The sequence below is a fragment of the Pantoea sp. Morm genome (assembly GCF_016643525.1).
Classification (GTDB): Bacteria; Pseudomonadota; Gammaproteobacteria; order Enterobacterales; family Enterobacteriaceae; genus Pantoea; species Pantoea dispersa.
The window spans coordinates 1-9552 of the sequence record NZ_VOQX01000133.1 but is presented as its reverse complement, the minus strand read 5'-3'; the positions used below and the strand labels follow the sequence as shown (position 1 = coordinate 9552).

The 9552-nt window shown below is 54.2% G+C and carries 13 protein-coding genes; all 13 read left to right on the top strand.

All coding sequences use genetic code 11. The features are described 5' to 3' along the window. The first annotated feature begins 395 nt into the window (after positions 1-395). The 13 genes from FT726_RS24840 (at position 396) to FT726_RS24780 (ending at position 9503) form a co-directional block, all read left to right on the top strand. A complete protein-coding gene (locus FT726_RS24840; RefSeq protein ID WP_346303630.1) occupies positions 396-1772 on the top strand; it encodes a DUF3560 domain-containing protein in 1377 nt (458 codons plus the stop codon). 90 nt (positions 1773-1862) lie between these two features. Beyond that, positions 1863-2426: a methyltransferase gene (locus tag FT726_RS24835; RefSeq protein ID WP_346303631.1), complete on the top strand. Its 564-nt coding sequence runs from the start codon at positions 1863-1865 to the stop codon at positions 2424-2426. Between the two features lie 461 nt (positions 2427-2887). Beyond that, complete coding sequence (locus FT726_RS24830) at positions 2888-4279, top strand: HEPN domain-containing protein (RefSeq protein WP_346303629.1); 1392 nt, start codon at positions 2888-2890, stop codon at positions 4277-4279. A 479-nt stretch (positions 4280-4758) separates the two neighbouring features. Then, on the top strand, positions 4759-5238 hold the full coding sequence (locus FT726_RS24825) for an antirestriction protein (RefSeq protein ID WP_346303628.1): 480 nt from the start codon (positions 4759-4761) through the stop codon (positions 5236-5238). Positions 5239-5380: 142 nt separating this feature from the next. Continuing rightward, positions 5381-5653, top strand: coding sequence for an antitoxin (locus FT726_RS24820; RefSeq protein ID WP_346303627.1), 273 nt, complete (start codon positions 5381-5383; stop codon positions 5651-5653). Continuing rightward, positions 5653-6018 carry a type II toxin-antitoxin system PemK/MazF family toxin gene (locus FT726_RS24815; RefSeq protein ID WP_346303626.1) on the top strand — a complete coding sequence of 122 codons (366 nt, stop codon included), beginning with the start codon at positions 5653-5655 and terminating at the stop codon, positions 6016-6018. Before FT726_RS24820 ends, FT726_RS24815 begins: the two co-directional genes overlap by 1 nt. A 53-nt stretch (positions 6019-6071) precedes the next feature. Next, entirely contained in the window at positions 6072-6767 is a 696-nt protein-coding gene (locus FT726_RS24810) for a hypothetical protein (protein ID WP_346303625.1), read from the top strand. A 67-nt stretch (positions 6768-6834) separates the two neighbouring features. After that, positions 6835-7209 carry a hypothetical protein gene (locus tag FT726_RS24805; protein WP_346303624.1) on the top strand — a complete coding sequence of 125 codons (375 nt, stop codon included), beginning with the start codon at positions 6835-6837 and terminating at the stop codon, positions 7207-7209. Between the two features lie 130 nt (positions 7210-7339). After that, positions 7340-7615 carry a hypothetical protein gene (locus FT726_RS24800; protein WP_346303623.1) on the top strand — a complete coding sequence of 92 codons (276 nt, stop codon included), beginning with the start codon at positions 7340-7342 and terminating at the stop codon, positions 7613-7615. 320 nt (positions 7616-7935) lie between these two features. Then, complete coding sequence (locus FT726_RS24795) at positions 7936-8589, top strand: hypothetical protein (RefSeq protein WP_346303622.1); 654 nt, start codon at positions 7936-7938, stop codon at positions 8587-8589. A gap of 43 nt (positions 8590-8632) precedes the next feature. Then, positions 8633-8842: a hypothetical protein gene (locus tag FT726_RS24790; protein ID WP_346303621.1), complete on the top strand. Its 210-nt coding sequence runs from the start codon at positions 8633-8635 to the stop codon at positions 8840-8842. Between the two features lie 111 nt (positions 8843-8953). Next, positions 8954-9178, top strand: a complete 225-nt coding sequence (locus FT726_RS24785) for a hypothetical protein (protein WP_346303620.1) — start codon at positions 8954-8956, stop codon at positions 9176-9178. 22 nt (positions 9179-9200) lie between these two features. Continuing rightward, entirely contained in the window at positions 9201-9503 is a 303-nt protein-coding gene (locus tag FT726_RS24780; protein WP_346303619.1) for a hypothetical protein, read from the top strand. Positions 9504-9552 lie beyond the last annotated feature (49 nt).

The following is a 9552-nucleotide window of genomic DNA, read 5'->3' as shown; positions in this document are numbered from 1 at the left end:
GCTCCGCCGAATCCCTCCGGGGTTCGGGCCTGCCGGCTAGGGTCTGATGGCAACGGCCAGGTCAACCCCTGCAGCGGGCTCTCGCCCGCGCGTTCACTGGCCACAAAAAGACGTGGCCGCTGAGGACCGGCCCGGCACCGTGGCGTGCCGTTCCGGGGCCGTGCCCTGTTCATCCTTCCGCGTTGTGTTCTGTTCCCCTGAGCCCCTTCGCCGTGCAGAAACCTGGCACCCGGGCGTCTTAACGCAAGGGTCGCGCGCTAAACGGCTGCACCCGGTCCCTGCGGGCTGCGGCTTTGCCGTTTCCCCCTGCGTTCAGCCTGATGCCCGGTCGCCCGTTCTGCCCTCACGGCGAGGAACTCAGAGAAACATCACTTAAACCACACGGGAGACACAACATGTCACAGCAGAACGTCAACACCACGGCTTCAGAATCTAAAGAATCATCTCTTTTTAACTGCGAAAACTACCGCGCAACGTATTCGCCGGATGACAACAAGCTGCGCCTGTATTCGCTGCACCGCCTTGATGAGGAAACGTATAAGCGTGTGAAGGATGCGGGCTTTAAGTATGCGCCGCGTCAGGGGCTTTTTGTTGCGCCAATGTGGACGCCCGATCGCGAAGACCTGCTGATCGAGCTGGCCGGCGAAATTGAGGATGAAGATCAGTCGCTCTTTGACCGCCAGGAGGAGCGCGCGGAGCGCTTTGAAGAGTACAGCGAAAAGCGCGCCGTTGAGTCAGGGCAGGCGCTGGCCGCAGTAGACAGCCTGGCTTCGGCCATTCCCTTCGGCCAGCCGATTCTGGTCGGACACCACAGCGAGCGCCGCGCCCGCAAGCACACGCAGAAGATTGAAAACGGCATGCGTCGCGCGGTCAATCTGTTTGAAACCTCGGAATACTGGGAGCGCCGGGCAGAGGCATCACTGCGTCACGCAACTTACAAGGAGCGCCCGGACGTGCGCTGGCGCCGTATTAAAAAGATTGAGGCTGACCTGCGTAAGGCTGAGCGCCGGCTTCAGGACGTGCAGAAATTTATCAAACTCTGGTCGTCCGCGAACCTTGACCGGGCAATGGCGCTTGTTATTGCAGGTGTCGATCACCTTCACTGCTGCTTTACCCTGGATAAGTACCCGCGTTCGCCGGAGAAAAGCCAGTATGAAGGCAGCCGCAGCATCTGGTCAGCCCTCGAAGACGACATTATTACCGCCGAACAGGCCCGGGACATCTGCATTCCCTGCCATGAACGCACCATCGCGCGCTTAAGCCGCTGGACCGCGCACTACCGCAACCGCATCGCCTACGAGCGCGCCATGCTGGACGAACACGGCGGCGTGCTGGCCTCAGATACCGAAATGGTGCCGGGCGGCCAGGTTAAAAGTCGCGGGGAGTGGCTGACCATCATCCGCGTAAACCGCAGCGGCGGAAAAATCAGCTCGCTGGTTACTCCGGAATATTCGTTCATGTCACGGGGAAACGGCGCCGTCATCACCATTACGCCCGATCGCATTACGGAATACAAAGCGCCCAGCGCAGAGGAAGCAAAAACGGCGAAGGCGGCCGCGAAGCGCCCGCCGATTGTGAACTATCCGGGGGAGGGCTTTAAGCACATGACTAAGGAGCAGTGGAGCAAAACGCACGCCGATTTTAAGCAGGTGAAAGGGATTGCGGCCGGTGAGGATCACAAGGCTTATCGCATCCGCCGGGTGATGTCCACGGGCTACACGCTGTCGCCGGTTTACATCACCGATATGAAAACGGTAGAGGTGCCGCATTAAGAACCAGTGCTCCCCGGCAGCGCCGGGGAGGTTATGTATATACAGATGACTATACAAAGTACCGGCGTTGCCGGCATGGGAGAACGTGAAATGCGTACCGAACTCAGCGCGCGAATTGCGCACATGCAGCAGAAACTCAGCGGCCTGCAGCCCGTGGCCCGGGTGCATGCAGATACTCAGCTGTTTGTTTCGTCCGATCAGGTGTGCCGGACGCTTGTCACTCTGGCCGATGTCCGGCCGGGTTGCCGGGTGCTGGAGCCGAGCGCCGGGACCGGCGCCATTGTCCGCGCGGTGCTTGCGGCCGTGCCTGGAGTAATATGCCAGTGCGTGGAGATGAATGCGGCACTGGCTGAACATCTCAGCGCAACGTTTCCTGAAGTGGCCGTGACCTGCGCGGACTTTCTGAGCTGCGCCCCCCAGGCTGTTTATGACCGGATTATCATGAATCCGCCTTTTCGCCACGGCGACGATCTGAAGCATATCCGGCACGCGCTGAAAATGCTGGCGCCGGGCGGTAATCTGGTGGCGGTCTGCGCAAACGGTCCGCGTCAGCAGCGGGAATTTAAGGATATTGCGACGCATCAGGAGGTGCTACTGCGCGGGACGTTCGCATATACGGACGTTTCAACAATGATTGTCCGCATTGATGCCTGATTGCCTGCCTTTATCGGCTTCGCGCCAGCGGGGCCGGATTAGTGTCTCCAGCTGGAGCCGCAAACGTCAACGGCGGCTGATAACGGCTGCGGCGGCTTCGCCGCCACGGCGGTTATTTTCCCTTACACTGCGCTTTCTCTCTCCGGAACGCTGTCTCACAGTTTTCTCTATTGGCCTACTGCTGCTGTGCTGCAGCTGCTTCGACGGATTCCTGTTCCGGAAGGTCAACAGCACTAAAAGCCTGATGGCCCCCTCCGGCTCCCCGGCGTTGCCGGGTCGTCAGCCCCACTGCGCTAACCGGCTGTGCCGGTAAGCTCCGCCGGACCGCGAAGCGTTCCAGGCCTGCCGACTAGGGTCTGATGGCAAAAGAAACAGTGCAAAGAGTGATTAAACATGACAGGTAATAGGAAAATTTCATGTAAATTTCATATAGGCTAATAAACATAGAGCGAAAAAATGGTATGCGTATTAAAGAAGAAGTAGTTAGAGAAGGTGAGTTTTGGATTGCAGATAATATAAACGAAGTGGTCAGAGGTCGATTATATATAAGAGAAAATCAGACGATTTTGTTGGAACTAGATGGTGCTTTAAATGTGGCATCATTTTTTAGCGGTAACACTGTACTTAAAAGAATAAACGGAAAGGTTGAAAAAGAAGGTGAGGTAACACTTGAAGGTTGTCTGTACAAAAAGATTAATATAACCGGTGGTATTGGAGAGAAGTCGTTAATTCATGTGAATTGTGCTTTTCTAGGGCATGCCTTTAAACAAGATGAAGAAATTAAGCTGGACTCTTTAAGCTTTAGTGTAGACCACTTAGAAGAATGGGTGGGGGTTACAGGGATAAGTTTTGATCACAAGCCCAATGAAAAGGATGTTTATGCCATAAACTATTCTCGACCAAAAGATATAGTAATAAGCCTAGATGATGGTTATGAACTAAAGGTAACTTTTGGGTATGCTTTTAAAGGGACAAGCAGTTTAAAGGAAACTAAAGTTGAACATATGACAAATTTGGTTATAGAGGGAGATAAACCAATTCCTTATGAAGAGCTAAGTAAAATTGCTCACGACGTTGTAAAGTTTATATCATTAGCATTTGAAAAACCATTAGTAATAGCCCGAGTTCGTGGGCGGAAAAAAGTTCAAACCGAAGGTGTCTCGCAATCAACTGATTTTATTAGTATCTATTATAAAAGCAATAGATATAATGCAGACAGAAATGATCTGGAAGTTAATGACATGATCTTTGAGTACAAGGATATAGCTAATAACGCTTCGGATCACTTTAAAAAATGGATGAAAGCCTGTAAAGAGTTATCCCCATCAATATCATTATATTTTTCATCAGCAGCAGGGCAGCATGGTGTTATAGAGGCGCGATTTATTTCTTTAGTGCAAGGGTTAGAAACTTATCATCGCGCAAATAGCCATGATAAAAAAATGCCGCAAGAAACTTTTGAAGATTTAGTCATTCAACTCATAAATAATTGCCCTGATGATCATAAAGAATGGCTGCGAGGGAGGTTGTCTCATGGTAATGAAATTAATTTAATGGCAAGAATGAAGAGTGTAACTTCTTGCCTGGAAGGGATTCTAGGCGACAAAAAAATGTTAAAGAGTTTGTCGCGTGAAGTAGTTAATACAAGGAATTATCTGACACACTATAATCCCGACCTGAAAGAAAAAGCTGCATCAGGTAAAAGGTTGGTTCAACTAAACTATTTGCTAGAACTTGTTTTTTTAGCTCACTTTCTGAAAATTATCGGTTTCGATGATGAGAAAATCAAAATGTTTTATGAGAGAAATTTTAGGCTGAAGCAGTTAATAAGATTCATAAAAACCAAAAATTAATTAACCAATCTCTTTTTAGCCCCCTCCGGCTCCCCGGCGTTGCCGGGTCGTCAGCCCCACTGCGCTAACCGGCTGCGCCGGTAAGCTCCGCCGAATCCCTCCGGGGTTCGGGCCTGCCGGCTAGGGTCTGATGGCAACGGCCAGGTCAACCCCTGCAGCGGGCTCTCGCCCGCGCGTTCACTGGCCACAAAAAGACGTGGCCGCTGAGGACCGGCCCGGCACCGTGGCGTGCCGTTCCGGGGCCGTGCCCTGTTCATCCTTCCGCGTTGTGTTCTGTTCCCCTGAGCCCCTTCGCCGTGCAGAAACCTGGCACCCGGGCGTCTTAACGCAAGGGTCGCGCGCTAAACGGCTGCACCCGGTCCCTGCGGGCTGCGGCTTTGCCGTTTCCCCCTGCGTTCAGCCTGATGCCCGGTCGCCTGTTCTGCCCTCACGGCGAGGAACTCAGAGAAACATCACTTAAACCACACGGGAGACACAACATGTCACAGCAGAACGTCAACACCACGGCTTCAGAATCTAAAGAATCATCAGGAGAAAAAGCATTCAGCGTGCAACTGGCGCAGGCGGGTCAGCGACTGACCTTTTTTGAGGGCTTTATTGGTCATCTGGCACCGAAAGCGCCGCGTTTACTGACTCACTGGATGCGTTCTCATTCTAGGGACTACGCGGGCGGATACTGGGAGTATTTTTCCACCAGCAACGGCGCTTGTTTTGCCGTGCCGGGGTTTGAGGGCAAAAAACACTTTCAGATCCTGTCCAGAGGCTTCAGCGCGGAAATGTCGGCCGAGGCCGCAGGGGTCAGCGCCATGCTGTGTGTACTGAAATGTCTGGCCTGGCAGACGTGGAGTGAAAACGGCAATGACCCGTTGATCGGCAAACTTAACCACCTTGAAAGCGCTCTGTGGGAATACGCCCTGACGCTTGATGAAAAGCGCGTTATCTGTCTGGCCGTGGCATGAATCGTTGCGACGCGGGCAGCAAGTCGCCCGCTACAACAGTCTTATTTGGGAACGAAAAATGATTAAAAAAACATCTGCAAAGTGTGACTTAGTGTCACTCTGTGGTAAAGTGTGTGTTACTAAGTCACACACCGGAGGACATATGGCATCAACAAGACTTCGTCAGCAGGGCGGGGCCGTCGTGCTGACTATCCCGAGCGACATCGCGGCAAAAGCTGGCTGGACGGTTGGCATCGAGCTGGACGTGACGGCAGAGGGCGAATCCGTGAACCTGGTACCGGTTGCGCGTGTGCCGCGCGGTCGTCGCACCGTGGCGCAGCTGCTGGCCGGTATCGACCAGCAGGAAATACAGGGCTACAACGAAGAAACCGCTGACGGCCTTAACGATGCGCCGCAGGGCAGGGAGCTTATCTGATGGTTTCAAGGAGAGTGCCGCAGAAGGGCGAAATCTGGCACGTTAACGGCGATCCGGTAGAAGGCCGGGAGTTTAAAGGGCCGCATTACTATCTGGTCATCTCGCAGCGCGAGCTGGTTGCGGCGCTGGGAACAGCGGTCTGCGTGCCGGTGACAAGCGGCGGCGTGGCGTCCCGGTCGCAGGGCGTGACCGTATATCTGGACGGCAACAGCACGGACACAGGAAAAGTGACTGGCGTGGCGCTGTGTTATCAGCTGCGCTCGCTCGACCTGACGGCGCGCAGGGCAAGCTATGCCGCAACGGTTGAGCCACACGTTATGGATGAGATACTGTCCCTGGTGGTTGATCTCATCGATCCGCGTTAAGCAGCGAAAAGCTGACTTAGCAATTTTATGGACAATCAGGAGGATATGGAATCATGGGTTGGATTAACAATTTAGCAATGGCTGCAATTATTGGCGGTTTAGCTTTTGGCGCGTATCACGCGTCTGTTAAGGACGAAGCGGAAGAGCAGACTTTTGAAGCGGCAAGACAGGCGGCACTGAATGCGCCAGATCCTTTTCTTGAGCTGGACAGGTTCAGGTCAGCAATCGGTGATTACGGGAAAAGTTGCTATGTCCTTGCCGATGCAAACTGCAAGCGCCGGACGGAAACAGAGAATGAACTGGTCGTTGCGGGGGTGAAAAAAGGTTCAGTCCCGGCGCTGGTCTTTCTTTTTGACACAGGCATAAAGTCGCCGCTGATTAATTACACTGACCTGCCAGATGATGAAACCCGGCCTTTGAAACTGCGCCTGATAATCCTGGCTGAAAATGCCCCTGTCACGAAAGAAAACGCCGCGCTGTTCTCTGAAGCAGCCGCGCTGCTGAAGTACAGAAAAACGGCAAAGGCCATTGACCTGTACGTCAAAGCCTGGCAGACAGGTGCGCCGTTCGCGGCTTCAGAGCTGGCCTACATTTATGATGAAATCCTGAACGATAAAACGCAGGCATATTTCTGGTACGCACGCGCCCAAAATGTACCGGCTGGCACTGACCGTTTTAATGGCCTGTCGGCCGAGGAAAAGCTGATGCTTCAGAGCAAGGCTAATGACACCAATTTGGTGAACAACTGAACCGAAAATGCAGGGTGTCTGAGGCTGATGCCCTGATCTGAAAAACCGCGACCTGTAAGGATAAAAGATGAGTTTTGGGATTCTGAACGCTGTTCTGGTGCTGCTGTACTGGGCAATCACAAAGAACTTTTTCCCTGAGCTGAGCGGGGCAAATTATTATTTTGGCCTGGCGCTGTGCGTCATTGCGGCGAAGGTGTTTGCTTCCAGAAAGGAAAGCCCGGAAGGAGACAGCATAGTTTTTCGTGCGCTGCTGCCATTAATTGGTACGGCAATGATTGTTGCAGGTGTTTGGGCATACTCCGTGCCGGAAGATATTACTCCGCCAGACAATGTTTTTGCCCCGGTCAGTACGCCTTTTCCTGAAGAGATTTTTGCTGTTGCGTGTGTCACTACAGGTATCCTGATTATGCTGATGAGCATCATCAGGCTGTTAAGGAAATGAAGGACGCCGCTCACATGGATGGACGTTTAAAAACAACAGATAACGGCAAGAAGCAGTAACAAGCGTAAAGACTGACAAAGACAGCCCCGGAAGGGGCTTTTTTATACCTGGCGGAAATGCCTGTATCTGTATGTGGCACTGTAAGAACGGCGGGCGGCCCTGCGGGCCGGGGAAAGACGGTGCTGACGCACCGTCTCTCTCCCTTCGCCTGCGCTTTCTCTCTCCGGGACGCTGTCTCGCGGTCTTCTCTCTCTGCTTCCTGCTGCTCTCCGTTCTGCTGTGCTGCAGCTGCTTCACCGGTTTCCTGTTCAAGAAGATTAACAGCATGAACAGCCTGATGGCCCCCTCCGGCTCCCCGGCATTGCCGGGTCGTCAGCCCCACTCCGCTAACCGGCTGCGCCGGTAAGCTCCGCCGGACCGCGAAGCGTTCCGGGCCTGCCGGCTAGGGTCTGATGGCAACGGCCAGGTCAACCCCTGCAGCGGGCTTTCGCCCGCGCGTTCACTGGCCACAAAAAGACGTGGCCGCTGAGGACCGGCCCGGCACCGTGGCGTGCCGTTCCGGGGCCGTGCCCTGTTCATCCTTCCGCGTTGTGTTCTGTTCCCCTGAGCCCCTTCGCCGTGCAGAAACCTGGCACCCGGGCGTCTTAACGCAAGGGTCGCGCGCTAAACGGCTGCACCCGGTCCCTGCGGGCTGCGGCTTTGCCGTTTCCCCCTGCGTTCAGCCTGATGCCCGGTCGCCCGTTCTGCCCTCACGGCGAGGAACTCAGAGAAACATCACTTAAACCACACGGGAGACACAACATGTCACAGCAGAACGTCAACACCACGGCTTCAGAATCTAAAGAATCATCATCTTTAAAAGCAGGACCTGCAGAAAACGTCAGCTATGACGCGATCCGCCGCGCCTTTCGCCGCAATCTTTTTTACGTCAACTATCCGCAGTTCAACGTGAATACCGCAGCGATCCGCGGTGATTTTAATATGCATCTGGAGTACCTGGCGGCGGCAACGTTTACGCGCGATGAGGCTGTATTTGATTCGGGCCGGTTCCGGTCGGCAACCGAGCTGCTGCTGATTAATCCGCATGAAAAGCTGCTGATCACTGTCGCCTTGTTTGCCCCAAAAGCAGGCGCAGCGCCGGAAACCTATGAAACCCGCATCGTGCATTCAGCAAACCCGATCGGTGACGAAGAATATGAGGAGAGCACCGAATATCAGACAACCAACATCTATAAGGCAGCGGGTCTGCTTAACGTGGCGGCGCTGGAGCTGTTCTGGTCGGAACATGAAGGCCTGAAGAAACACGCGCAGGCAAGCCTGCCGAAAAGCGATGAATACAGCCCGTTTTGTCACTGGCAGTTTTCCCGTCTGAGAGGGTAAACACTGACACCCCTGCAGCGCGCTGCAGGGGAAGGAGACAGCAATGAGCACACAGAAACGTCTGGCAGAAGCGCTAAAGAATCCACTGCGTGCAGGGTATGTCACTTATACCGGGCACGTTATGACTGAAGCTGAATGCGCATCTTATAACCTGTATACAACCGAAGCGGCACGGCCCTGGATAAGCGAGCAGGCGCGGGAATTTTTGCTGGATCAGCGTCACCGCTATTTTGTTCTCATAAGTGAAGACTGACAGCCAGCATACATCTGTACAGTCCGAAAGCGGGGCCTGAGCCGGGCCTCGAAACCTGCAGTAATAAAAATCTGTGTACACTGACCGGAATCAGTAAAAGGAGCCAACACTATGCATTACTGTACAGATCAGCGGGCGGGCGAGCCGGATATTCTGATGCCCATCAAAAACGGAAAACTTATCATCCGCAGCCTGGAAGGGCAGATAATTCACAGTCAGGCTGCGCCAGAAAATGGCTGGACACATTTGCTTCTGTGCGAAGTACAGCCAGAGGGGATGGAATTCGGAGCTGACGCATGGCTGGATGACGTCTGGATCGGCTCTACCGAAGTCTGACATAGCCCGCACAGCCAGAAAGATGCCGGCGCGCAACACAGGTGCCGGCTTCTCATCCGCAGTAAAACCCTGGCGGCCCTGCGGGCCGGGAAAAGACGGTGCTGACGCACCGTCTCTCTCCCTTCGCCTGCACTTTCTCTCTCCGGGACGCTGTCTCGCGGTCTTCTCTCTCTGCTTCCTGCTGCTCTCCGTTCTGCTGTGCTGCAGCTGCTTCACCGGTTTCCTGTTCAAGAAGATTAACGGCATGAACAGCCTGATGGCCCCCTCCGGCTCCCCGGCGTTGCCGGGTCGTCAGCCCCACTGCGCTAACCGGCTGCGCCGGTAAGCTCCGCCGAATCCCTCCGGGGTTCGGGCCTGCCGGCTAGGGTCTGATG

Excerpts from the sequence above, each read along its gene's own strand:
- FT726_RS24840 (WP_346303630.1), top strand. The coding sequence starts at position 396 with ATGTCACAGCAGAACGTCAACACCACGGCTTCAGAATCTAAAGAATCA.
- FT726_RS24835 (WP_346303631.1), top strand. The coding sequence starts at position 1,863 with ATGCGTACCGAACTCAGCGCGCGAATTGCGCACATGCAGCAGAAACTC.
- FT726_RS24830 (WP_346303629.1), top strand. The coding sequence starts at position 2,888 with ATGCGTATTAAAGAAGAAGTAGTTAGAGAAGGTGAGTTTTGGATTGCA.
- FT726_RS24825 (WP_346303628.1), top strand. The coding sequence starts at position 4,759 with ATGTCACAGCAGAACGTCAACACCACGGCTTCAGAATCTAAAGAATCA.
- FT726_RS24820 (WP_346303627.1), top strand. The coding sequence starts at position 5,381 with ATGGCATCAACAAGACTTCGTCAGCAGGGCGGGGCCGTCGTGCTGACT.
- FT726_RS24815 (WP_346303626.1), top strand. The coding sequence starts at position 5,653 with ATGGTTTCAAGGAGAGTGCCGCAGAAGGGCGAAATCTGGCACGTTAAC.
- FT726_RS24810 (WP_346303625.1), top strand. The coding sequence starts at position 6,072 with ATGGGTTGGATTAACAATTTAGCAATGGCTGCAATTATTGGCGGTTTA.
- FT726_RS24805 (WP_346303624.1), top strand. The coding sequence starts at position 6,835 with ATGAGTTTTGGGATTCTGAACGCTGTTCTGGTGCTGCTGTACTGGGCA.
- FT726_RS24800 (WP_346303623.1), top strand. The coding sequence starts at position 7,340 with ATGTGGCACTGTAAGAACGGCGGGCGGCCCTGCGGGCCGGGGAAAGAC.
- FT726_RS24795 (WP_346303622.1), top strand. The coding sequence starts at position 7,936 with ATGCCCGGTCGCCCGTTCTGCCCTCACGGCGAGGAACTCAGAGAAACA.
- FT726_RS24790 (WP_346303621.1), top strand. The coding sequence starts at position 8,633 with ATGAGCACACAGAAACGTCTGGCAGAAGCGCTAAAGAATCCACTGCGT.
- FT726_RS24785 (WP_346303620.1), top strand. The coding sequence starts at position 8,954 with ATGCATTACTGTACAGATCAGCGGGCGGGCGAGCCGGATATTCTGATG.
- FT726_RS24780 (WP_346303619.1), top strand. The coding sequence starts at position 9,201 with ATGCCGGCGCGCAACACAGGTGCCGGCTTCTCATCCGCAGTAAAACCC.